Here is a 22,182-nt window from a genome sequence, read left to right as displayed (position 1 = left end):
GAGTACCGCATGCGCAGCCAAATTACTTTACTTCACCACCCTCGCCGCCTCCAGCAGCCGCTCGCTGGCGCTTGCCGTCGCGAGCACCGTCCCGTCCTCCGCCATCAGCCTGGCTTCGACGAACGCGATCGTCCTGCCGAGTTGCGTCACCCTAGCCTCGCCGATGATCGGGCCGGGCTTTGCGGGCGCCAGAAAATTCACCGTCATGCTGATGGTGGTGGTGTAGAGCCGCCCCTCGCTCATCACCAGCACAGCCGGGCCCATGGTGTCGTCGAGCATGGCCGAGAGCATGCCGCCCTGGATGAAGCCCGCCGGATTGCAGAACTCCGGCTTGCCGTCGAAGCCCAGCCTGATCCAGCCTTCCTCCGGGCGGGCATCGAGCAGGCGCGAGCCGAGCAGCTCGGCGCAGGGGGGCCTCGGAAAATCGTCGAGCGCGGTCTTGACCATTGGCAGCCTCCGTGTCGCGCCCTGATAGCTTAGCGCTGCTGCCAGCATGCTGTCAGGAGGATGGACCCGAAAGATCCAGCGCGTGCGCGATCACCTTGCGCATGACGTTGGGCAGCGCTTCGTCGGCAAGAGTGGCGATCGGCACCCAGCGCATGCCAGCGGGCGCGCGGGTGCGGGCCTCGGCCTTTGCCGTGTAAACCACCAGCTGCAGCGGAAAATGCGTGAAGACGTGGGTGACGACGCCCACCTTGCGCTGCCAGCGCGACAGCCCCTTCAATACCGGTGCCTGCTGCTTCGCCGCCCCGTCCTCTTGGCCGGCGAGCCAGTCCGAGCCCGGCACTTCCGTCATGCCGCCGAGCAGGCCCTTCTCGGGCCGCGAGCGAACCAGCAATTCGCCGCCGCGCGTGACCACGAAAGCGGCGCCGTGCCTGAGCGCTCCGCTCTTCTTCAGCGCCTTGCGCGGGAACGTCTCCTGGCTGCCTTGCGCGCGCGCCGTGCAGTCCTCATTGAGCGGGCACAGCGAGCAGGCCGGCTTCTTCGGCGTGCAGATCGAGGCGCCGAGGTCCATCAAGGCCTGCGCGCTATCGCCGGCGCGGGAGTCCGCCAGCAGCGTCGCCGCCAGTTGCTGGATCAAAGGCTTTGCCTGCGGGAGTTCTTCTTCAACTGCAAAGAGCCGCGACACCACGCGCTCGATATTGCCGTCGACCGGCATGGTGCGGTGGTCGAAGGCGATCGCCGCGATCGCCGCCGCCGTGTAGGGCCCGATCCCCGGCAGCGCGCGCAGCCCCTCCTCCGTATCGGGAAAGACGCCGCCATGCTCGCGCGTCACCGCGACCGCGCAGGCGTAGAGATTGCGTGCGCGCGAATAATAGCCGAGCCCCGCCCACATCCGCAGCACGTCATCCAGCGAAGCCCGGCCGAGCGCCGTGACGTCGGGCCAGCGCGCGACGAATTTTTCGAAATAGGGGCCGACCGCCTTCACCGTGGTCTGCTGGAGCATGATCTCCGAGAGCCAGACGCGGTAGGGGTCCGATGCCTCACCGGGCGCGGCGCGCCAGGGCAGCCGGCGACGGTGGCGGTCGTACCACTGGAGGAGCAGCATCGGACGCGATGAGGTCTCCGGTAGAACTGGTTCCGATTTCACGTTCAGGGCGGATCTGCGGCTCATGCGTTCACTGTAGCGGCCCCAAGACGATCTCTCCACGTCATGCCCGCGCCGGTCGCGGACATCCACGTCTTTCTTCGTGGTGGCCCGTCCGCAGTGCTATAAAGCCCCCATGTCCAAATCCGATCCCATCTTCAAGCCCGGTCCCATCAGCGCAAAACCGCTCGGGATCCTGCTCAACGACGTCTTTGCCGAGGCCTACGCCAAGCAGGGCTTTGCGGCGCGCGAGCTGGTGACACGATGGGCGCAGATTGCAGGGCCCGAGATCGCCGCCCATGCCGAGCCGCTGAAGATGCAGTGGCCGCGGCCGGTGGAGGGCCAGCCGCAGGAGCCGGCGACGCTGGTGCTGCGGGTCGAGGGGCCGATGGCGCTGGAGATCCAGCATTCCGCCGACGTGATCCTGGAGCGGGTCAACCGCTTCTTCGGCTGGAGCGCGGTCGGCAAGCTGGCCTTCCGCCAGGCCCCTCTGTCCCGGCCCCGGGCCCGGAAGCGGCCCGCCCCGCCGGACCCCAAGGTGGTCGCCAAGGTGGCGGAGAGCCTGACCGACATCGAAGATGAACAATTGAAGACGGCGCTGGCGCGGCTCGGGGCCGCCATCAAGCGAAATTGAGCCCTATTTCGCGACCAAACTGGACCCGTCCTTGCGGCCCGCCATTGCCTCAATCGACGTTTCAAGCTAGCGACAGGCCGCCCGGGCGGAACCCGGGCGAGACACGCCAATCCGGGAGCCGACCTTGATCATCACCCGCCGCGCCTTCACCACGATGCTGTCGCTGACCGGGCTTGCTGCGGTCGCCGGGCTCTCGCCGCTGCGGTTCATCTCCGAGGCGATGGCCCAGGCCGCCGGCGATGTCGCCAAGCCCGTGTCGCTGCCGGACATGGCGCTCGGCCCGAAGGACGCCGCCGTCACCATCACCGAATTCGCCTCGATGACCTGCCCGCACTGCGCGGCCTTCAACGAGCAGGTGTTCCCGAAGATCAAGTCGGAATACATCGACACCGGCAAGGTGCGTTATATCTTCCGCGAGTTCCCGCTCGACATCAAAGCCGCCGCCGGCTCGATGCTGTCGCGCTGCATCGCCAATGGCGACGCGCCGAAATACTTCGCCGTCACCGACATGCTGTTCCGCCAGCAGAGCGACTGGGTGATGAAGAACACCACCGAGACGCTGACGCGGATCGGCAAGCAGGCCGGCCTCACCCAGCAGCAGGTCGAAGCCTGCCTGAAGGACCAGGCGCTGCTCGACAAGATCGCCGCCGACCAGAAATATGCCAGCGACGTGCTGAAGGTGGATTCGACGCCGACCTTCTTCATCAATGGCGAGAAGATCAAGGGCGAGGCTTCGTTCGAGGAGTTCGCCAAGAAGATCAATCCGCTGCTGAAGAGCTGATTCGCTCGTCAAGATCCTGATTCGCATCTCGAAAGCCGTATCTTTCCCGGCATAAATCCCTTGGGAAAAGCGGCTTTCGCCGGTTGCCCTCGCGGCGCGCCGCGGCCATTGTCCAGCCGCATGAGGCGCCTCGCGCGACTCGCCCGGATAGCGACATTGCCTTCCATGGTATTGTCCCGGCAGGGGGATTCGCGCCTGCCAACAGAGATGCGTGCTTATGAAAATCACCCGCCTGCGCCTTCACGGCTTCAAGTCCTTCGTTGAGCCCACGGACTTCGTCATCGAGCCCGGCCTGACCGGCGTGGTCGGACCCAACGGCTGCGGCAAGTCGAATCTCGTCGAAGCGCTGCGCTGGGCGATGGGCGAGACGTCGTACAAGTCGCTGCGCGCCGCCGACATGGACGCGGTGATCTTCGCCGGCTCCGGCAACCGTCCCGCGCGCAACCATGCCGAAGTGACGATGACGATCGACAACGCCGATCGCACCGCGCCGGCGGCGATGAACGACAGCCAGTTGCTGGAGATCTCTCGCCGCATCGAGCGCGAGGCCGGCTCGGTCTATCGCATCAACGGCCGCGATGTGCGCGCCCGCGACGTGCAGATCCTGTTCGCCGATGCTGCCACCGGCGCGCGCTCGCCCGCCCTCGTCCACCAGGGCAAGATCGGCGAGATCATTCAGGCCAAGCCCGAGCAGCGCCGCCGCGTGCTGGAAGATGCCGCCGGCGTCGCCGGCCTGCACGCCCGCCGCCACGAGGCCGAGCTGCGGCTGAAGGCGGCCGAAACCAACCTCACCCGCGTCGAGGACGTGATCGGCCAGCTCTCCGGCCAGATGGAGGGCCTGAAGAAGCAGGCCCGCCAGGCCGTGCGCTACCGCGAGGTAGCGGCCAAGGTCCGCAAGGCCGAAGCCACCCTGTTCCACCTGCGCTGGATCGGCGCCCATGCCGACGTCAACGAGTCCGGCCAGACCCATGACCTCGCCGTCCGCGAGATGGCCGAGCGCACCCAGCACCAGGCCGAAGCCGCCCGCATCCAGGCGATCCGCGCCGCCGAAATGCCGGCGCTGCGCGATGCCGAAGCGCGCGCAGCCGCCGGGCTGCAGCGCCTGACCAATGCCCGCGAGCTGCTCGACCGCGAGGAGGAGCGCGCCAAGGAGCGCGTCGCCGAGCTCGAACGCCGCCTCGCCCAGTTCGAAGGCGACATTTCCCGTGCTCAGCAACAAACCATGGACGCCGACGTCGCGCTGCAGCGACTAGACACCGAAGACGCCGAGCTGAAGGAAGAGATCAAGTCGCGCGTCGAGAAGCGCTCCGGCGTCGACGAGCGCGTCGGCGAAGCCGAGGCGGTGCTGACCGAAACCGAGCAGCAATTCGCCGAGCTCACCACTGCACTCGCCGACCTCACCGCCAAGCGCAACCAGCTCGAAGCCAATGTCCGCACCCACCGCGACAAGCTCGCCCGGCTCGACCAGGAGATTTCGAACGTCACCGCCGAAGAGCAGAAGCTCACTGAGGCGACCGGCGGCTTCGGCGATCTCGACGAGCTGACCGCTCTGGTCGAGACCACGGAGCAGACGCTGGCCGCTTCCGAAGCCGCGGCGCAGGCCAGCGAAGCCGCGCATGTCGCCGCCCGCCAGACGCTGGAATCCTCGCGCTCGCCGCTGGTCGAGGCCGACAAGCGCGTGCAGCGTCTGGAGACCGAAGCGCGTACGATCTCCAAGATCGTCAACGGCGAGACCAAGAATCTGTGGCCGCCGATCATCGACGGCATCACCGTCGACAAGGGTTTTGAAAAGGCGATCGGCGCCGCCCTCGGCGACGATCTCGACGCGCCGATCGATCCGTCGGCGCCGATGCGCTGGACCAATGTCGGACACACCGAGGGCGATCCGGAGCTGCCCGAAGGCGCCGTGCCGCTCTCGAACCATGTGCAGGCGCCGGCCGAGCTGGCCCGCCGCCTGGCGCAGATCGGCGTCGTGCCGCGCGAGCGCGGCGCCGAGCTGGTCTCGCAGCTCAAGACCGGCCAGCGGCTGGTCTCGCCCGAGGGCGACGTCTGGCGCTGGGACGGCTTCGTCGCCGCGGCGCATGCCCCGACCGGCGCCGCACGCCGCCTTGCCGAGCGCGCCCGCCTCGTCGACATCGAGAACGAGCTGGAGCAGGCCCGCATCGACGCGCAGATCAAGCGCCAGGCGCTGGAGGATGCCGAGTCCGAATTGCAGATGGCCGCCAGCACTGAAGGCGCCAGCCGCGAAGCCTGGCGCGCCGCGCAGCGCGAGCTCAACACCGCGCGCGAGCGTCATGCCACCGCCGAGCGCGAGATCAGCCGCCATGCCGCCCGCAAGGCGACGCTGTCGGAAGCGCACAGCCGCCTCGCCGCCGACCGCGCCGAGGCCGAGGCTGCGCATGAATACGCTGCCGCCGGCATCTCCGAGCTGCCGTCCAGCGAGGACACCGAGACCCGTCTCGCCGCCGTCCGCAGCGACATCGAGGCCCACCGCCGCATGGCCGCCCAGGTTCGCGCCGAAGCGCAGGCGCTGGCACGCGAGGCCGAGCTTGCCGACCGCCGCGTGCAGGCGATCCTCGCCGAGCGCACCGAGTGGCAGAACCGCAAGGAGAGCGCGGCCTCGCATATCGACACCATCCAGGCCCGTATCGCCGAACTCACGATCGAGCGCAGCGAGCTCGAAAACGCGCCGCAAGTGTTCGCCGAGAAGCGCAGCGCGCTGATCACCGAGATCGAATACGCCGAGAACGACCGCCGCATGGCCGCCGACGCGCTCGCCACGGCGGAAAGTGCGATGGCGGAGACCGACCGCGTCGCCAAGCTGACCCTCGAGGCGCTCTCCAGCGCCCGCGAGGCCACCGCCCGCGCCGAGGAGCGCATGGAAGGCGCCCGGCGCCGGCTCGAGGACATCGAGCGCGAGATCCGCGACATGCTGGAGGTCGAGCCGCAGGCCGTCGCCGGCCTCGCCGAGATCGAGCCCGGCACCGAGCTGCCGCCGCTGCACGACATCGAGGAAGACCTCGAAAAGATGCGCCGCGACCGCGAGCGCCTCGGCGCCGTCAATTTGCGCGCCGAGGAAGAGCTGCGCGAGGTCGAGACCCAGCACACCGGTCTCGTCACCGAGCGCGACGACCTCGTCGAAGCCATCAAGCGGCTGCGCCAGGGCATCCAGAGCCTCAACAAGGAAGCGCGCGAGCGGCTGTTGACCTCGTTCGAGATCGTCAACAATCACTTCAAGCGCCTGTTCGTCGAGCTGTTCGGCGGCGGTGAAGCCGCGCTGCATCTGATCGAGAGCGACGACCCGCTCGAAGCCGGTCTCGAGATCATCGCAAAACCGCCGGGCAAGAAGCCGCAGACGCTGTCGCTGCTCTCGGGCGGCGAGCAGGCGCTGACCGCGATGGCGCTGATCTTCGCGGTGTTCCTCACCAACCCCTCGCCGATCTGCGTGCTGGACGAAGTCGACGCGCCGCTCGACGACCACAACGTCGAGCGGTACTGCAACCTGCTGCACGAGATGACCGGCTCGACCGACACGCGCTTCATCATCATCACGCACAATCCGATCACGATGGCGCGGATGAACCGCCTGTTCGGCGTCACCATGGCCGAGCGCGGCGTGTCGCAGCTGGTGTCGGTGAGCCTCGCCGAGGCCGTGGACATTCTCGACCAGAACGTGGCGTGATAGCTCGGTCGCGCCACACCCATTGACGTCATCATCCGCGAAGGCGGATGATCCAGTACGCCGCAGCTTCTCGGTTGACGGCACTGTCACGGAGTACTGGATGCCCCGCCTTCGCGGGGCATGACTGCGGATGATGATAACCCCCACCCTCCCCACCGAATTGAAAGCCGCCCTCGACGGCAAGCTGCAGGGCTTCTCCCGCACCGACGCGGCACAGCGATCTCAGAAAATCTCGACCACCTATCGCGCCGGCGGCGGCTCCGGCACGATCAAGTCCGAGGCCGACGCCCTCGCCTATGCGCTGGCGCGCATGCCGGCGACCTACGCTGCCGTGGCGGCCAGCCTGAATGCGCTCACCGAGATCGCACCGAACCTTGCGCCTGAGACGCTGCTCGACGTCGGCGCAGGCCCGGGCACCGCGAGCTGGGCCGCCGCGGAGGCGTTTCCCTCGCTGCAGGACTTTACGCTGCTCGACGCCAACGCCACGCTGAGCCGCCTTGCGCTCGAACTCGCTCGCGACAGCACGCGTCTGGCCGATTGCCGCTATCTGCCCGGCGATGCCGGCGGCAACCTCGCGGAGGTCTCGCAAGCCGATCTCGTCATTGCCAGCTACATCATCGGCGAGCTCGGCGAGAGCGAGCAGCGCAAGCTCGCGGAAGCGATGTGGGCGAAAGCGCGCCATGCGCTGGTCGTGATCGAGCCCGGCACACCCGCCGGCTACGCCCGCATCCTCGCGCTGCGCCAGCAGCTGATCGCAGCTGGTGCCTTCGTCGCCGCGCCCTGCCCGCACGAAAAACCCTGCCCGCTCACCGCGCCCGACTGGTGCCATTTCTCCCAGCGCCTGCCGCGCTCGCAGGCCCACCGGCAGATCAAGGGCGCCGAGGTGCCGTTCGAAGACGAGCGCTTCATCTACGTCGCCCTGACCCGCACGCCACCGGCAACGCGCGCCGCGCGCGTGCTGGCGCCGCCGGATGTCGGCAAGGCCGAGATCACGGCAAAGCTCTGCACCGAGGACGGCGTCGAGCTGACGAAGGTGCCCCGCCGCGACAAGGCCGCCTATGCAAGCGCCCGGCGCTGGCGCTGGGGCGATGCCGTCATTGCCGAAAGTTAACCTCGATCAGGGCTTTTGCCTTGAACTCGGACGGTTCCTGACCCGACCAAGCCTTACCTTCCCCCCACGCCGGGGCTCTCGCTCCGCGCCAATTTGGTCTACCCTAGCGCCCGCCTGCTTCCCCCTTCAGGAGTTCTCCATGTCGACCGGCTGGATCGTTCTCGGCGTCATCGTCGTCCTCGTGTTCCTGGCCTTCAGTGCCTACAACCGCCTGGTGGCGCTGAGCCAGCGCGTCGGCCAGGCCTTTGCCGATATCGACGTGCAGCTCAAGCAGCGCCACGACCTGGTCCCGAACCTGGTCGAGACCGTGAAGGGCTATGCCTCGCACGAGCGCGGCACGCTCGACGACGTCATCAAGGCACGCAACTCGGCGATGTCGGCGCAGGGTCCGGCGCAGGTGTCCGCGGCCGAGAATCAGCTCTCCGGCGCGCTCGGCCGGCTGATCGCGCTGTCGGAGGCCTATCCGGACCTCAAGGCCAACGCCAATTTCCAGCAGCTCGCGAGCGAGCTGTCGGACCTCGAGAACAAGATCGCGGCCAGCCGCCGCTTCTTCAACAACGCGGTCCAAGAATACAACACCGGCATCCAACAGATGCCCGCGGCGCTGTTCGCCGGCATGTTCGGCTTCACCAGGAAGGACTTCTTCGATCTCGGCTCCAGCCGCACCGAGGTCGAGGCGGCGCCTCAGGTGAAGTTCTGATTGCCTAACATGTCCATTGTTTTTCTCCGTCATTCCGGGGCGTCGCGAAGCGACGAACCCGGAATCTCGAGGTTCCGGGTTCACGCCTTCGGCGCGCCCCGGAACGACAAACTTTGACGAAGAAGCGTCATGGCCGCGTATGGTCTCTACACGCACATCGCCTCGAACAAGTTTCGTTCGATGCTGCTGCTCGGCGGCCTGTTCGCGCTGGTCTACGTGCTGGTCTATGCCGGCGCGCTGGTCGCCGAAGTGCTCATCAACAGCAATGAGACCGTCGCCTACTATCTGAGGCATGCCTTCTCCGACCTGCTCAAGGCCGCGCCCTTTGCGACGATCGCGGCGGCCGTCTGGGTCGTGATTGCCTATTTCTTCCATCAGTCGATGATCGATGCGGTGACCGGCGGCCATGACGTAACCCGGCAGGAAGAGCCGCGGCTCTACAACCTGCTCGAAAACCTCTGCATCTCGCGCGGCATCACCATGCCGAAGCTGAAGATCATGGAGAGCCCGGCGCTGAACGCGTTCGCGACCGGCCTCAACCCGCGGCAATATTCGGTCACCGTCACCACCGGCCTCCTCAACGCGCTGAACGACAAGGAGATCGAGGCGGTTCTGGGTCACGAGCTGACCCATATCAAGAACGGCGACGTGCAGCTCATGGTGGTCGCCGTCATCATCGCCGGCGTGGTCGGCTTCTTCGGCGAATTGTTCTTCCGCCTGTTCACGAATTTGAGCTGGAATTCCGGCGGCTCGTGGTCCTCGGGCTCCTCCTCGTCGTCGCGCTCGTCCTCCTCGAGCAGCGACAGCAAGAACTCGGGCGGTGGTGCGGTGATCGTCATCATCATCGCGGTCGTGCTGATCGTGGTGGCCTGGCTGATGTCGCAGGTGGTGAAGCTCGCATTGTCGCGGTCGCGCGAATATCTCGCCGACGCCGGCTCGGTCGAACTGACCAAAGACCCGGATGCCATGATCTCGGCCCTGCGCAAGATCGAGAATCGCGGCGAGTTGCCGGGCGCGACCTCGGCGGTGATGGAGCTCTGCGTCGACAATCCGCGCGAGGGCTTTGCCGACCTGTTCGCGACCCACCCTTCCGTGCAGTCCCGGGTCGACGCGCTGGTCAAGTTCGCCGGCGGCCATGACCCCGGTCCGCTGCCGGACCCCACTGAAGAGACGGATCAGCCCGAAACGGAACAACCCGAGGCGCAGGATACCCCGCCACCGCTTTCGCAGGGGCCATGGGGCGATGCAGCCGGTCCGGCCAGCCCGCCGCCCGTGCCCGCACCAAGCCCCTCAGGCGCCCCGGCAGCCAATCCAATGGGACCGTGGGGCCGCCACTGAGCCATGTGACCGCCACGGTTCGTGGCGGGTTTGACACCGATCGGGAAAAACCTCGGGAATTGCCGCAACAGGGGCGCAAGGAATTGAATTCTCCCTTGTTTCTGCCATGTTCGCGCCCAACAGCAGACTTGGGACGTCTTTTGGGACATCGATTTGGGGCCCGGCCGATTGCGACCTCGCGATCGGGGGCGCGCGTTAGGGGACAGCAATGGCAAAACCGGCAGTGGTTGTGGTGGGCGCGGACAAGGGCGGGGTCGGCAAGACCACGGTGTCGCGCACCCTGCTCGATTATTTCTCAGCCAACAACGTGCCGACCCGCGCGTTCGACACGGAATCGCCACGCGGAACCCTGAAGCGCTTCCATCCTGACATCACCGAGATCGTCGACATGACGACGACGGCCGACCAGATGAAGATCTTCGACACGCTCAACGCTGTCAGCCCGTCGGTCACCGTCATCGACGTCCGCGCCGGCCTGCTCTCGCCGGCGCTGGCTTCGCTGCGCGACATCGGCTTCCTCGACGCCGCCAAGGCCGGCCAAATCACCTTCGCGGTGTTCCACATCCTCGGCCCCTCGATCGCCTCGCTGGAGGAGATCGCCGAGACCGCGGGCTTCATGACCGGCGCGAAATATTTCCTGGTGAAGAACTTCATCAACGACACCCAGTTCTTCCAGTGGGACCAGGCGACCTATAATTCCTACTTCCACCGCATCAAGGACGCCACCGAGCTCACCATCCCCAAGCTCAACGAGATGGCCTATGAGCAGGTCGAGGTGTCCTCCGTCCCGTTCCTGAAATTCGTCGCCAACAAGGGCATCAGCGACGAGGCCGCGAACTATTCGTTCGTGCTGCGCGGCTATGTCCGGCACTGGCTGGCCAATGTCTGGAGCGAATTCGACCGCATCCGCCTGACCGACATCGTCGGTTCGAAGCCGGCGACCCGCAACAGCGAAAAATAGTTGCGGACCTAGGGCGGATACGGCTGGATTGGGGCGACAAGTTCGCTCAAATAATAGCCTGCAATGTCCGCGACCCCGGTCTACATCATCTGCTCGCCCCGCCCGCAGGTCGGCAAGACCCTGCTGGCGCGGCTGTTGAGCGAATTCCTGCTGCTCAAGAACGGCAACGTCGCGGCCTTCGACGTCAACCTGAAGGAGCCGTCGCTGCTGGATTATTTGCCGAAGATCACGGAGACCGCCGACGTGATCGACACCTACGGCAAGATGCAGCTGATGGACCGCGTCATCGTCGACGACGGTCTCGCCAAGGTCATCGACCTCGGCTTCCACGCCTTCGACGAGTTCTTCAAGATGACCGAGGAGATCGGCCTGCTCAAGGAGGCGGCGCGCCGCCATGTCGCGCCCCAGATCCTGTTCATGGCGGACACCGACCGCGTCTCGGCCCGCGCCCATGAGATGCTGCGCGGGCAGATCCCGCGGATGAACCTGATCACGGTCGACAACGAATATGTCGTGCGCGGCGAGCTTCCGCCCGCGATGGCAGGTGGCCGGCTGTTCCGCCTGCCCGCGCTGCCCGGCTTCCTCAAGACCTATATCGACCGGCTCAACTTCTCCTTCACCGGCTATCTGCGCCAGGAGAAGGACCACTCCACCGAGCTGCACCAGTGGACCCGCAGGAATTACCTCGCCTTCCGGGAGCTTGAGCTCAGCCTGATCCTGCAACGGTCGTAGGGTGCTCGGCCAGCGAACTCGGTGCTCACCTCTCCCCAGCGGGGAGAGGTGGACCGAGGCCGCGGCCGGCAGCAATCCAAACAAATAGGCCAGGGCGACGTTCAACGCCCCGCTCAGTGCCCTTCGAACGTCATCAGCGTGCGTACCGGCACGTCCATGGCGCGCAGCTTGGCGGCGCCGCCGAGCTCGGGCAGGTCGATGATGAAGCAGGCGGCGACGACGTTGGCGCCGATCTGGCGCAACAGCTTCACCGCGCCCTCGGCGGTGCCGCCGGTGGCGATGAGGTCGTCGACCAGGATCACGCGCTCGCCGGGCTGGATCGCGTCGACATGCATTTCCATCTCGTCGATGCCGTATTCGAGCGAATAGGCGATGCGCACCGTGGTGTGCGGCAGCTTGCCTTTCTTTCGGATCGGCACGAAGCCGGCCGAGAGCTGATGCGCCACCGCGCCGCCGATGATGAAGCCCCGCGCCTCCATGCCGGCGACCTTGTCGATCTTGTTGCCCGCCCAGGGATTGACGAGCTCGTCGACCGCGCGGCGAAACGCGCGCGCGTCCGCGAGCAGGGTCGTGATGTCGCGGAACATGATCCCCGGCTTGGGATAGTCGGGAATGGTCCGGACGCTCGCCTTGATGTCGTGGTCAAAGGTCATGGTTATCTCGCTCTGGCTTCTCCACCGTCATTGCGAGCGAAGCGAAGCAATCCAGTTCTTCTCCGCGGCAGCAGTCTGGATTGCTTCGTCGCCAGCGCAAAATTGCTTCGCAATTTTGTCGCGGGCTCCTCGCAATGACGACACTCATTCAATTCGCCCCAGCATCCAGCCGGAACGCATTCTCGACAATACGTAACCCCACCTCGCCGCCGAGCGACATCAGCGATTCCGGGTGGAATTGCACGCCGGCGACCGGCAGGGTCTTGTGCTCCAGCGCCATGGCGACGCCGTCCTCGGTGCTGGCGGTGACGTTTAGAACTTCGGGCATGCTGTCGCGCTCGACATAGAGCGAGTGATAGCGGCCGATGACGATCTCGTTCGGCAGATTACGCATCAGGCGCCCGCCGCGCACCTGCACCCGCGAGGGCCGGCCGTGGGCGGGATGGGTGAGCTGGCCGAGCTCGCCGCCGAAATATTCGCCGATCGCCTGCACGCCGAGGCAGACGCCGAACACCGGCAGCTTCTTCTCCAGCGCCGCATCGATGGTCTTCCTGATCCCGAAGTCTTCGGGGCGGCCAGGGCCGGGCGACAGCACGAGCAGATCCCATTGCTTCTTTTTGAGCATGTCGAGCGCATGCACATAGCGGACCACGGTGACACTGGCGCCGACCTGGCGGAAATAATCGGCGAGCATGTGCACAAAACTGTCGTCATGGTCGATCAGCAGCACCTGCTTGCCCGAGCCGGTGGCATCCGGCGCGAAGGTCGAGAGCGGCTTTGGCGGATCGCCTCGCAGTGCCTGGAATAGCGCAGCGGCCTTGACCTGGCATTCGCGGTCTTCCGCGGCGGGATCGGAATCGAACAGGCAGGTGGCGCCGACGCGCACTTCGGCGAGGCCATCCTTCATGCGGATGGTGCGGATGGTGAGGCCGGTATTGATGCTGCCGTCGAAATTCACCGCGCCGATCGCACCCGCATACCAGCGCCGCGGCGAGCGCTCGTGATCCTCGACGAACTGCATCGCCCACAGCTTCGGCGCACCGGTGACGGTGACGGCCCAGGCGTGGGTGAGGAAGGCATCGAGCGCGTCGAAGCCGGGGCGCAGCATGCCCTCGACGTGATCGACGGTGTGAAACAGCTTTGAGTAAGTCTCGATCTGGCGGCGCGCCAGCACCTTGATCGTGCCGGGCACGCAGACGCGCGCCTTGTCGTTGCGGTCGACGTCGGTGCACATGTTGAGCTCGAACTCGTCCTTCTCCGAGTTCAGGAGCTGGCGGATCTGCTCGGCATCACCGATCGCATCGGTGCCGCGCGCGATCGTGCCCGAGATCGGGCAGGTCTCGACGCGGCGGCCGTCCGAGCGCACGAACATTTCGGGCGAAGCCGAGACGAGAAACTCGCCCTCGCCGAGATTCATCAGCGCGCCATAGGGCGACGGGTTGATGACGCAGAGGCGCTGGAACACTTCGGCCGGCGAACGGTCGCAGGGCTCGGCAAACAGCTGCCCCGGCACGGCCTCGAACAGATCGCCGCGGGCAAACGCCGCGCGCGCGGTCTCGACGGTGGCCTGATATTCGCCGGGCGCGTGATCGGCAAAGCCCTGGCGCGGTGTCTTGAGATATGGGCTGTCGGCGGTCTCGCGCGGCAGGCCTTCCGTCGATTTGCCCTTCCAGGCGAAGTCGTAGGAGAGCACCACGCCGCGGCCGGTGGCGCGGTCATAGGCCAGCAGGCGATCGGGCACGTACAGCACGATATCGCGCTGATCTTGCTCGCGCGGGCGCTTCTGCACGAGATCCTCGATCTGGAAGACGAGGTCGTAGGCGAAGGCGCCGAACAGGCCGAGCAGCCCGTCGTCATTGGCGGAGAAGGCGGCGACGAGGTCGCGCACCAGCGACATCACGCTGGCGCGCCGGGTGCGCTGGTCCTCCTCGATCGGCGCATCGCCGCGGATGATGTGGCCGGCAAGGCGCGTCGCCGACCTCTCGGAGATCACGACGCAGGGCTCGCGCAGCACGTCAGCGAGGAAGGCGATCAGCACCTGGCCGCGTTCGTTCAGCGCTTCCAGCTTGAAATTGACGCCCGTGGTCTCGAGCTTGAGCGGCGGATCGGAGAAGCCGAGGTCAAAGCTCTCGTAGCGGCCGGGCACGGTCGTGCCTGAGGACAGCACCACGCCACGGCGGCGGTCGAGCAGGCTGACGAGATCGTCGAGCCTGTTGGCACCGCCGGTAAACTGCTCCGCCACGCGCGTGATCGCGAGACCCGCGCGGGTCGCGTACTCACTTCTGGCCGGGAGGGCAAAGACTGTCCTGTTCATGTGATCCTCTTGGGGTCCTCTTACGAGACTTGCCGAGGGAACGCCACACAGGACAAACGATCAGGCCGCCGCGCTGTGCTGGCGACCTTCGACGATTTTGGGGAAAGAAATCGCACCGGCCACCTCGTCAGGAGGTGCGCCACCAAAGACGGACTGGGCGGACGGCGGTGCTCATGGGGCGATACTCACCATGGCAAGGGGGCGGCGTCAAGGGTGGGGCGAGGCAGTAGCCCGGATGGAGCGCAGCGCAATCCGGGGTTCGTGCCACAATGGGAAAGTCCTCGGATGGCGCTGGGCTCCATCCGGGCTACGGGCTAGAGGCCGCACCGCCTCCACAGCGCGGCCATCTCTGCATCGCTCGCAAACTCGCCTCGGTCCGCCTCGCGGAGGCCTTCGAGGACGGCTGCTCGATGATCCTCTGGGACCTTGAAGACCTTGCGCTCCAACTGCACATCGGCTTCAGATTTGTCCTTCACACCCCTACCCCAAATGCTTCCTGAAAAACTCCGTCGCCCTACCCCAGGCGAGTTCGGCAGCTTCGCGGTCGTGCACGGCCTGGCGCTGCTCGTTGACGAAGGCGTGCTCGGCGTCATAGCGGAACAGCTCCAGCGACTTGCCGGCGGCCTTCATCGCCTTTTCGAAGCCGTCGACCAGGTCCGGCGTGCACCAATCGTCCTTGTTGGCGAAATGGGCCTGGAGCGGGATCTTGACGTCGGCGGGCTTGGCCGCCTGCTCCGGCGGGATGCCGTAGAACACGACGCCGGCCGCAAGCTCCGGGATCTTGGTCGCGCCGATGATGGTGACAGCGCCGCCGAGGCAGAAGCCTGTGAGCCCGACCTTGGCGCCGTTGCGCGACAGATACTGCGTGGCGCCGCGCACGGTCTGCGTGGTGGCGTCCATGAAGTCGAGCGAGTTCATCTCCTTCCCGGCCGCGTCCATGTCGTGATAGGGCACCACCTTGCCCTTGTAGAGATCGGGCGCCAGCGCATCGAAGCCGGCCAGTGCAAAGCGGTCGCACAGGCCCTTGATCTGGTCCGACAGGCCCCACCATTCCTGGATCACGACCACGCCCGGCGCGTTGCCGCGCGCGGCATTGGCGAGATAGCCCGAGGCGTCCTTGCCATCCGGGCGCTTGAAGGTGATGGCGGTTCCCATGGTGTCCTCCGGTGAGTTTCTGGGGGGAGCGGTTGAGGGTATTTTGGCCGGTGCGGTCGTGTGAAGCAATCCACACTCTCGTCATTCCGGGGCGGTGCGCAGCACCGAACCCGGAATCTCGAGATTCTCAGGTGCGCAATCGCGCACCATAGTTCGCGCTATCGCGCGCCCCGGAATGACCGCCCAACAAAAAAGCCCCCTTGCGGGGGCTTTTCCATTTCGTCTCGTCTCGCGCCTCTCAGTGCGAGTCGGCCCAGACCTTCTTCTTGGTGAAGTACATCAGGCCGGCGAAGATGATCAGGAACACGAACACCTGGAAGCCCAGGCGCTTGCGCGCTTCCATGTGCGGCTCGGCGGTCCACATCAGGAACGTGGTGACGTCCTTGGAATATTGCGCGACCGTGGTCGGCGAGCCGTCGTCATAGGTCACCTGGCCGTCGCTGAGCGGCTTCGGCATCTTGATGGCGTGGCCGGGGAAGTACTTGTTGAAGTACGAGCCCTCCGGGATGGTGACACCCTCCGGCACGTGATCGTCAAACCCCTGGAGCACCGCCGCGACGTAGTCCGGGCCCTGCTCCTGGTACTGGGTGAAGAAGTCGAAGATGAACCAGGGGAAGCCGCGGCCGTAGGAGCGCGCCTTGGTGATCAGCGACAGGTCGGGCGGCGCCGCGCCGCCGTTCGCTGCACGCGCGGCCTGCTCGTTCGGGAACGGCGAGGGGAAGTAGTCGGCTGCCCGACCCGGGCGCTCGAACATGTCGCCCGCGTCGTTCGGACCGTCCTTGATCTTGTACTCGGAGGCAAACGCCGCCGCCTGCGCCACCGAGTAGCCGGGACCGCCGGCCTCCGCGAGGTTGCGGAAGGCGACATAGGACAGGCCGTGGCAGCTGGCGCAGACTTCCTTGTAGACCTTCAGGCCGCGCTGGAGCGCGCCGCGGTCGAACTTGCCGAAGGGACCTGAGAACGACCATTTGTTGCCCGGCGGCTTGTCGCTGCCCTCGGAGGCGCGCGCGTCCTGCAGGCTGCCGAGGAACAGCGCGCCGGCGGCAACCAGCGCGACCGCGACGGAGGCCACGGCCTTGCCGCCCTTGGCGAGGATCGCCTCCGAGATCGAGTTCGGCACCGGCCGCGGCGTCTCGATGCGCGAGAGCAGCGGCAGCACGATCAGGAAGTAGGCGAAGTAGCAGACCGTCAGGACGCGGCCGGCGACCACGTAGATGCCCTCCGGCGGCTGCGCGCCGAGATAGCCGAGCAGGATGCAGACCACGACGAAGATCCAGAAAAACTGCTTGGCCAGCGGGCGGTACTTCGACGACCTGGTCTTGGCGGCATCGAGCCAAGGCAGGAAGCACAGGATGATGATCGCCCCGAACATCGCGATGACACCCGCGAGCTTGTTCGGAATCGAGCGCAGGATCGCGTAGAACGGCAGGTAGTACCATTCCGGCACGATGTGCGGCGGCGTCACGCCCGGGTTCGCCGGGATGTAGTTGTCGGCGTCGCCGAGATAGTTCGGCATGTAGAAGATGAACCAGGCGTAGAGCAGCATGAAGCAGGCGACGCCGAACATGTCCTTGATGGTCGCGTGCGGCGTGAACGGCACCGTGTCCTTTTCCGTCTTCGGCTCGACGCCGTCAGGATTGTTCTGGCCGGCGACGTGCAGCGCCCAGACATGCAGCACGACGACGCCCGCGATCAGGAACGGCAAGAGATAGTGCAGCGAGAAGAAGCGGTTCAGCGTCGGGTTGCCGACCGAATAGCCGCCCCACAAGAGCGTCACGATGCTCTCGCCGACATAGGGAATGGCGGAGAACAAATTGGTGATGACGGTGGCGCCCCAGAAGCTCATCTGGCCCCAGGGCAGCACGTAGCCCATGAAGCCGGTTGCCATCATCAGCAGGTAGATGATGACGCCGAGGATCCACAGCACCTCGCGTGGCTCCTTGTACGACCCGTAGTAAAGGCCGCGGAACATGTGGACGTAGACGGCGACGAAGAACATCGAGGCACCGACCGCGTGCATGTTGCGCAGCAGCCAGCCGTAGTTCACGTCACGGACGATCAGCTCGACCGACTTGAAGGCGAGATCGGCATTTGGCGTGTAGTGCATCGCCAGGATCACGCCGGTCAGGATCTGCATCCCCAGCATGAAGGAGAGGATGGCGCCGAAGGTCCACCAGTAGTTCAGGTTGCGCGGGGTGGGATAGGCGACGAAGGAAGAGTGCATGAGGCCGAGGATCGGCAGGCGCCGCTCGATCCATTGCAGGGCCGGATTGCTCGGCTGGTAGTCGGATGGTCCGCTCATGATGCGATCCTGAGGAAATAACTACGACGAGACGGCGTGAAGCTTCGGACAAAGGTCCGAAGCTCAGCCGATCTGGATTTTGGTGTCGGAAACGAACTGGTACGGCGGCACCGGCAGGTTCGCGGGCGCGGGCCCCTGGCGGATGCGGCCGGACGAATCGTACTGCGAACCATGGCAGGGGCAGAAGAACCCGTCGTAATTGCCTTCGTGGGCGATCGGGATGCAGCCGAGATGGGTGCAGATGCCGATCACGACCAGCCACTGCTCGTGACCGGACTTGACCCGGGCCTCGTCGGACTGCGGATCGGGCAGGCTCGCCACGTTGACGGCGCGCGCCTCGTCGATCTGCTTCTTGGTGCGGTGGCTGATGTAGATCGGCTTGCCGCGCCAGAACACCTTGATGTCCTGGCCCTCGGCGATCGGGCTGAGATCGACCTCGATCGGCGCACCGGCGGCGATGGTCGAGGCATCAGGATTCATTTGCGAGATGAAGGGCCAGAGCGCGGCCGCGCCCCCTACTGCTGCAGCTGCCCCGGTTGCAACGAATAAGAAATCACGGCGTGTCGGATGGTCCGCCGAAGACGCTGTCGTCACGATTCCAACCCTTTCTTCTTATGCTGCCGGTGGAACCGCTCCGGGAGCCCCCCAAAGGTCCCCAGAACAGTGCTGCCGGCGCCCGCGGCCCCCCGCGGCGGCAGAACTTCGCTCGTCCCCACCAAAACAAGGCGAAAACAGCAGTCCAGAATCGTTCTATTGGCACCCTTGCCGGGCGAGCGCAAGCCCGCTAACGGCGGGGAAGCGTGCAATGCACGAATTCCCGGGCGGGCGATGTTTTATTGAGACATTTCCGGCCCGCAACCAACCCGCCGCCGCCCATGCAGATAGCGCTTTTCCAGCCCGACATCCCCCAGAACACCGGCACGATTCTCCGGCTGTGCGCCTGCCTGGGGATGGCCGCCCATATCATCGAACCGGCGGGGTTCCCGGTCTCCGACCGTGCGTTCCGCCGGGCGGGAATGGATTACCTCGCCCATGTCAGCGTGACCCGTCACGACTCCTGGGCGAAATTCGAGGACTGGCGCGCAGGCCAAGGCTACCGCCTGCTGCTGTTCACCACCAGGGCCGCCACCGACTACCGCGATTTTCGTTACCAGACGTCGGACATCCTGCTATTCGGGCGCGAGAGCGCCGGCGTCACCGACGCGGTGGTCGAGGCCGCCGATGCGCGGCTGGTGATCCCGATCAATGCGGGGCTGCGATCGCTCAATGTCGCCATGACCGCCGCGATGGCCGCAGGCGAGGCGCTGCGGCAGGTCCGGAACCCGAGCGGTCCACAGGATTGCGGCCCACAGGATTGAGGAGAGACGAGTGAGTTACGCGGTCAAGGAGATCTTCCTGACCCTGCAAGGCGAAGGCGCCCAGGCCGGGCGCGCGTCGGTGTTCTGCCGCTTTGCCGGCTGCAACCTCTGGAGCGGCCGCGAAGCCGACCGGCAGTCAGCGACCTGCAAGTTCTGCGACACGGATTTCGTTGGCACCGACGGCACGCTCGGCGGCCGTTACGCCTCGGCTGCGGACCTCGCCGACACCATCGCTGCGCAATGGACCGCCAGCGCCGAGAACCGCTACGTGGTGCTGACCGGCGGCGAGCCACTGCTCCAGGTCGACGACGCCCTGATCGCGGCGCTCCATGCGCGCGGCTTCGAGATCGGCGTCGAGACCAACGGCACGATCGAGCCGCCCGCGGGGCTCGACTGGATCTGCGTCAGCCCCAAGGGCGGCAGCGAGCTCGTGCTGCGCCGCGGCCACGAGTTGAAGCTGGTCTACCCCCAGCCGCTCGCCTTGCCCGAGACCTTCGAAGGCCTCGCCTTCGAGCGCTTCTCGCTGCAGCCGATGGATGGGCCGGAGGTCGCCGAAAACACCGCACGGGCGATCGACTACTGCCTGCATCATCCGCAATGGCGGCTCAGCGTGCAGACGCATAAATCGCTCGGCATCAGATAGGATCGGTTTACCTATTACGGTCCGCAGGGGTAGTTACGATCTCGGTCTCGTAGGTGGGCAAAGCGTAGCGTGCCCACCAATCAGGATCACAACAAGACAAGGTGGGCACGGCGCAAGGGCGCCTTTGCCCACCCTACGGCAGCTCGATTCGGGAATTGGATATGGACGCCTCAATAATCGAAGACCGCAAGGCCCGCGCCCGCGCCTGGTTCGAGACCTTGCGCGACGACATCTGCGCGAGCTTCGAGCGCCTCGAGGATGATGCGCCACAAGCGCTCTATCCCGGCGCGGCCGGCCGCTTCGAGCGCACGCCCTGGCAGCGCACCGACCACACCGGCGCGGCCGGCGGTGGCGGCGTGATGTCGATGATGCATGGCCGGCTGTTCGAGAAGGTCGGCGTGCATTGCTCGACCGTGCACGGCGAATTCGCCCCCGAGTTTCGCGCGCAGATCCCCGGCGCCGCGGAGGATCCAAAATTCTGGGCGTCCGGCATCTCGCTGATCGCGCACATGCGCAATCCGAACGTCCCGGCCGTGCACATGAACACGCGCTTCGTCGTCACCACCAAAGCCTGGTTCGGCGGCGGCGCGGACCTGACGCCTGTGCTCGAGCGCCGGCGCACGCAGGAGGATGCCGACAGCATCGCCTTCCATGCCGCGATGAAGGAAGCCTGCAACCAGCCGAACGGCGTTGCCGACTACGACAAGTACAAGACATGGTGCGACGAGTATTTCTACCTGCCGCACCGGAAAGAGGCGCGCGGCATCGGCGGCATCTTCTACGACTGGCACGACAGCGGCGACTGGGACGCCGACCTCGCCTTCACCCAGGATGTCGGCCGCGCCTTCCTGAAGATCTATCCCGACATCGTCCGGCGCAATTTCGCGAGCGCCTGGACCGCTGCGGACCGCGAGGAGCAATTGATCCGGCGCGGCCGCTATGTCGAGTTCAACCTGCTCTACGACCGCGGCACCATCTTCGGGCTCAAGACCGGCGGCAATGTGGACTCGATCCTGTCGTCGCTGCCGCCGGAGGTGAAGTGGCCATGACGACGATGAAGCCCGCTGTGAGGCCGCTGCCGCGCGCCATGCTGATCGACATGGACGACACCATCCTGTCGGCCTATGGCCGGCCCGAGATCGCCTGGAACACGATCGCGAACGAGTTCGCCGAGGAGCTTGCGCCGCTGCCGCCGGCGCAGGTCGCAACCGCCGTGCTGGCTTTCGCGCGAAACTTCTGGGCGAATGCGGAAGCCGCGTGGCGGATGAAGCTCGCCGAGGCGCGGCACCTCACGGTCAAGGGCGGCTTTGCCGCGCTTGCGGCGGCCGGCCATCGCGCCCTGCCCGACGACCTCGCCATCCGCCTCGCCGACCGCTTCACCGCCTATCGCGAGGAGGAGATGTTCGTCTTCCCCGGCGCGCATGAGGCGATCGACAGGCTGAAGGCGCTCGGCATCAAGCTGGCGCTGGTGACCAACGGCGCCGCCGACATGCAGCGCGCCAAGGTCGAGCGTTTCGAGCTGGCGCACCGCTTCCATCACATCCAGATCGAGGGCGAACACGGCTTCGGCAAGCCCGAGGAGCGCGCCTATCTGCACGCGATGGAGGCGCTCGGCGTCACCGCCAAAGACACCTGGATGATCGGCGATAACCTCGAATGGGAAGTCGTGACGCCGCAGCGACTCGGCATCTATGCGATCTGGATGGACGTGCATGGCGATGGCCTGCCCGAAGGCTCGACCGTCAAGCCCGACCGCATCATCCGCTCGCTGACCGAGTTGGTGCCGGAGCAGCCGTAACCGGGCGCGACAACAAACTGCAAAAACAACCCCATGCACAGTAGCCGGCTGCTGCAAAATCAAGGTCTTGCGGATTTCTCGAATTTCCTTTGACCCGTCGGGCAAAACAGGGGCATAGTGCCATCGTCGGGATGCGCGCGATGGAGATATTTTCCGCGTGAGCCGTCCCCGGCATTCGAGCGGTTCGCGCATAGACTGGCGCGGGCCATCGCCCCTCGCCCGTTTTCCCCCCGGGGCTATCGCTATGACTCGTTGCGGCGGCCTGCGCGCACGCCTCGTCCTTCGAGACGGCGCTTACGCTCCTCCTCAGAGCGTGAGATTCTTTTGGTAGGGATCAGTATTTGCCACGGCGGCGATGCTGTGATTCGCTGGAGTTGCGCGCGAAGCAGGGGCTGACGATGGCTGACGAGCAATTGTTCGAGGGGTTGCCCG

General features: G+C 66.0%; 19 protein-coding genes. 12 read left to right on the top strand and 7 right to left on the bottom strand.

The annotated features are described in order from the left end of the window. Nucleotides 1-27: 27 nt before the first annotated feature. Nucleotides 28-447 (bottom strand): PaaI family thioesterase, encoded by a 420-nt coding sequence (locus GGD63_RS17920; protein ID WP_183244283.1) that lies wholly within the window; start codon nucleotides 445-447, stop codon nucleotides 28-30. Between the two features lie 52 nt (nucleotides 448-499). Further along, complete coding sequence (gene mutY / locus GGD63_RS17915) at nucleotides 500-1,615, bottom strand: A/G-specific adenine glycosylase (protein ID WP_183244281.1); 1,116 nt, start codon at nucleotides 1,613-1,615, stop codon at nucleotides 500-502. Between the two features lie 109 nt (nucleotides 1,616-1,724). Here mutY and GGD63_RS17910 point away from each other — a divergent pair, with 109 nt between their 5' ends. From GGD63_RS17910 to GGD63_RS17875, 8 genes are all read left to right on the top strand, one after another. Continuing rightward, a complete protein-coding gene (locus tag GGD63_RS17910) occupies nucleotides 1,725-2,222 on the top strand; it encodes a DUF721 domain-containing protein (RefSeq protein WP_183244279.1) in 498 nt (165 codons plus the stop codon). A 124-nt stretch (nucleotides 2,223-2,346) separates the two neighbouring features. Beyond that, nucleotides 2,347-3,003, top strand: a complete 657-nt coding sequence (locus GGD63_RS17905) for a DsbA family protein (RefSeq protein ID WP_183244278.1) — start codon at nucleotides 2,347-2,349, stop codon at nucleotides 3,001-3,003. A gap of 217 nt (nucleotides 3,004-3,220) precedes the next feature. After that, on the top strand, nucleotides 3,221-6,685 hold the full coding sequence (smc, locus tag GGD63_RS17900; protein WP_183244276.1) for a chromosome segregation protein SMC: 3,465 nt from the start codon (nucleotides 3,221-3,223) through the stop codon (nucleotides 6,683-6,685). Between the two features lie 130 nt (nucleotides 6,686-6,815). Continuing rightward, nucleotides 6,816-7,796 carry a small ribosomal subunit Rsm22 family protein gene (locus tag GGD63_RS17895; protein WP_183244273.1) on the top strand — a complete coding sequence of 327 codons (981 nt, stop codon included), beginning with the start codon at nucleotides 6,816-6,818 and terminating at the stop codon, nucleotides 7,794-7,796. Nucleotides 7,797-7,935: 139 nt separating this feature from the next. After that, nucleotides 7,936-8,496, top strand: coding sequence for a LemA family protein (locus GGD63_RS17890; RefSeq protein ID WP_183244271.1), 561 nt, complete (start codon nucleotides 7,936-7,938; stop codon nucleotides 8,494-8,496). A gap of 129 nt (nucleotides 8,497-8,625) precedes the next feature. Continuing rightward, entirely contained in the window at nucleotides 8,626-9,834 is a 1,209-nt protein-coding gene (locus GGD63_RS17885; protein ID WP_183244269.1) for a M48 family metallopeptidase, read from the top strand. Between the two features lie 208 nt (nucleotides 9,835-10,042). Further along, nucleotides 10,043-10,795 carry a hypothetical protein gene (locus GGD63_RS17880; protein ID WP_183244267.1) on the top strand — a complete coding sequence of 251 codons (753 nt, stop codon included), beginning with the start codon at nucleotides 10,043-10,045 and terminating at the stop codon, nucleotides 10,793-10,795. Between the two features lie 63 nt (nucleotides 10,796-10,858). Beyond that, entirely contained in the window at nucleotides 10,859-11,527 is a 669-nt protein-coding gene (locus GGD63_RS17875) for a hypothetical protein (RefSeq protein WP_183244265.1), read from the top strand. 113 nt (nucleotides 11,528-11,640) lie between these two features. On the opposite strand, the gene GGD63_RS17870 is transcribed toward GGD63_RS17875, so the two are convergent. The 5 genes from GGD63_RS17870 to petA all read right to left on the bottom strand — a co-directional run bounded on the left by GGD63_RS17870 (nucleotide 11,641) and on the right by petA (nucleotide 18,545). Then, entirely contained in the window at nucleotides 11,641-12,180 is a 540-nt protein-coding gene (locus GGD63_RS17870) for an adenine phosphoribosyltransferase (RefSeq protein ID WP_018323310.1), read from the bottom strand. 148 nt (nucleotides 12,181-12,328) lie between these two features. After that, nucleotides 12,329-14,494, bottom strand: a complete 2,166-nt coding sequence (locus tag GGD63_RS17865; RefSeq protein WP_183244263.1) for an anthranilate synthase component I — start codon at nucleotides 14,492-14,494, stop codon at nucleotides 12,329-12,331. A gap of 480 nt (nucleotides 14,495-14,974) precedes the next feature. Further along, nucleotides 14,975-15,649, bottom strand: a complete 675-nt coding sequence (locus GGD63_RS17860; RefSeq protein ID WP_183244261.1) for a dienelactone hydrolase family protein — start codon at nucleotides 15,647-15,649, stop codon at nucleotides 14,975-14,977. A gap of 238 nt (nucleotides 15,650-15,887) precedes the next feature. Further along, complete coding sequence (fbcH, locus tag GGD63_RS17855; protein WP_183244259.1) at nucleotides 15,888-17,951, bottom strand: cytochrome b/c1; 2,064 nt, start codon at nucleotides 17,949-17,951, stop codon at nucleotides 15,888-15,890. A gap of 63 nt (nucleotides 17,952-18,014) precedes the next feature. After that, nucleotides 18,015-18,545: a ubiquinol-cytochrome c reductase iron-sulfur subunit gene (petA, locus tag GGD63_RS17850; protein ID WP_011085272.1), complete on the bottom strand. Its 531-nt coding sequence runs from the start codon at nucleotides 18,543-18,545 to the stop codon at nucleotides 18,015-18,017. A gap of 281 nt (nucleotides 18,546-18,826) precedes the next feature. Here petA and GGD63_RS17845 point away from each other — a divergent pair, with 281 nt between their 5' ends. The 4 genes from GGD63_RS17845 to GGD63_RS17830 all read left to right on the top strand — a co-directional run bounded on the left by GGD63_RS17845 (nucleotide 18,827) and on the right by GGD63_RS17830 (nucleotide 21,750). Then, nucleotides 18,827-19,309, top strand: coding sequence for a tRNA (cytidine(34)-2'-O)-methyltransferase (locus GGD63_RS17845; protein ID WP_183244257.1), 483 nt, complete (start codon nucleotides 18,827-18,829; stop codon nucleotides 19,307-19,309). Between the two features lie 10 nt (nucleotides 19,310-19,319). Continuing rightward, complete coding sequence (gene queE / locus GGD63_RS17840) at nucleotides 19,320-19,952, top strand: 7-carboxy-7-deazaguanine synthase (RefSeq protein ID WP_183244255.1); 633 nt, start codon at nucleotides 19,320-19,322, stop codon at nucleotides 19,950-19,952. A 161-nt stretch (nucleotides 19,953-20,113) separates the two neighbouring features. After that, complete coding sequence (hemF, locus tag GGD63_RS17835; protein WP_183244253.1) at nucleotides 20,114-21,001, top strand: oxygen-dependent coproporphyrinogen oxidase; 888 nt, start codon at nucleotides 20,114-20,116, stop codon at nucleotides 20,999-21,001. Beyond that, the gene (locus GGD63_RS17830) at nucleotides 20,998-21,750 is read left to right on the top strand and encodes an HAD family hydrolase (RefSeq protein ID WP_183244251.1); all 753 of its coding nucleotides are present in this window, start codon (nucleotides 20,998-21,000) and stop codon (nucleotides 21,748-21,750) included. The genes hemF and GGD63_RS17830 overlap by 4 nt, the downstream gene beginning before the upstream one ends. Nucleotides 21,751-22,182 lie beyond the last annotated feature (432 nt).

This window comes from Bradyrhizobium sp. cir1 (assembly GCF_014198245.1).
GTDB lineage: Bacteria > Pseudomonadota > Alphaproteobacteria > Rhizobiales > Xanthobacteraceae > Bradyrhizobium.
This window is presented reverse-complemented; position numbering and strand designations above follow the sequence as displayed.

Coding starts and splice junctions, on each gene's coding strand:
- GGD63_RS17875 (WP_183244265.1), top strand. CDS start 10,859: ATGTCCGCGACCCCGGTCTACATCATCTGCTCGCCCCGCCCGCAGGTC.
- GGD63_RS17880 (WP_183244267.1), top strand. CDS start 10,043: ATGGCAAAACCGGCAGTGGTTGTGGTGGGCGCGGACAAGGGCGGGGTC.
- GGD63_RS17890 (WP_183244271.1), top strand. CDS start 7,936: ATGTCGACCGGCTGGATCGTTCTCGGCGTCATCGTCGTCCTCGTGTTC.
- smc (WP_183244276.1), top strand. CDS start 3,221: ATGAAAATCACCCGCCTGCGCCTTCACGGCTTCAAGTCCTTCGTTGAG.
- GGD63_RS17830 (WP_183244251.1), top strand. CDS start 20,998: ATGACGACGATGAAGCCCGCTGTGAGGCCGCTGCCGCGCGCCATGCTG.
- mutY (WP_183244281.1), bottom strand. CDS start 1,615: ATGAGCCGCAGATCCGCCCTGAACGTGAAATCGGAACCAGTTCTACCG.
- GGD63_RS17920 (WP_183244283.1), bottom strand. CDS start 447: ATGGTCAAGACCGCGCTCGACGATTTTCCGAGGCCCCCCTGCGCCGAG.
- GGD63_RS17885 (WP_183244269.1), top strand. CDS start 8,626: ATGGCCGCGTATGGTCTCTACACGCACATCGCCTCGAACAAGTTTCGT.
- GGD63_RS17865 (WP_183244263.1), bottom strand. CDS start 14,494: ATGAACAGGACAGTCTTTGCCCTCCCGGCCAGAAGTGAGTACGCGACC.
- GGD63_RS17870 (WP_018323310.1), bottom strand. CDS start 12,180: ATGACCTTTGACCACGACATCAAGGCGAGCGTCCGGACCATTCCCGAC.
- GGD63_RS17895 (WP_183244273.1), top strand. CDS start 6,816: ATGATGATAACCCCCACCCTCCCCACCGAATTGAAAGCCGCCCTCGAC.
- GGD63_RS17910 (WP_183244279.1), top strand. CDS start 1,725: ATGTCCAAATCCGATCCCATCTTCAAGCCCGGTCCCATCAGCGCAAAA.
- hemF (WP_183244253.1), top strand. CDS start 20,114: ATGGACGCCTCAATAATCGAAGACCGCAAGGCCCGCGCCCGCGCCTGG.
- GGD63_RS17845 (WP_183244257.1), top strand. CDS start 18,827: ATGCAGATAGCGCTTTTCCAGCCCGACATCCCCCAGAACACCGGCACG.
- fbcH (WP_183244259.1), bottom strand. CDS start 17,951: ATGAGCGGACCATCCGACTACCAGCCGAGCAATCCGGCCCTGCAATGG.
- GGD63_RS17860 (WP_183244261.1), bottom strand. CDS start 15,649: ATGGGAACCGCCATCACCTTCAAGCGCCCGGATGGCAAGGACGCCTCG.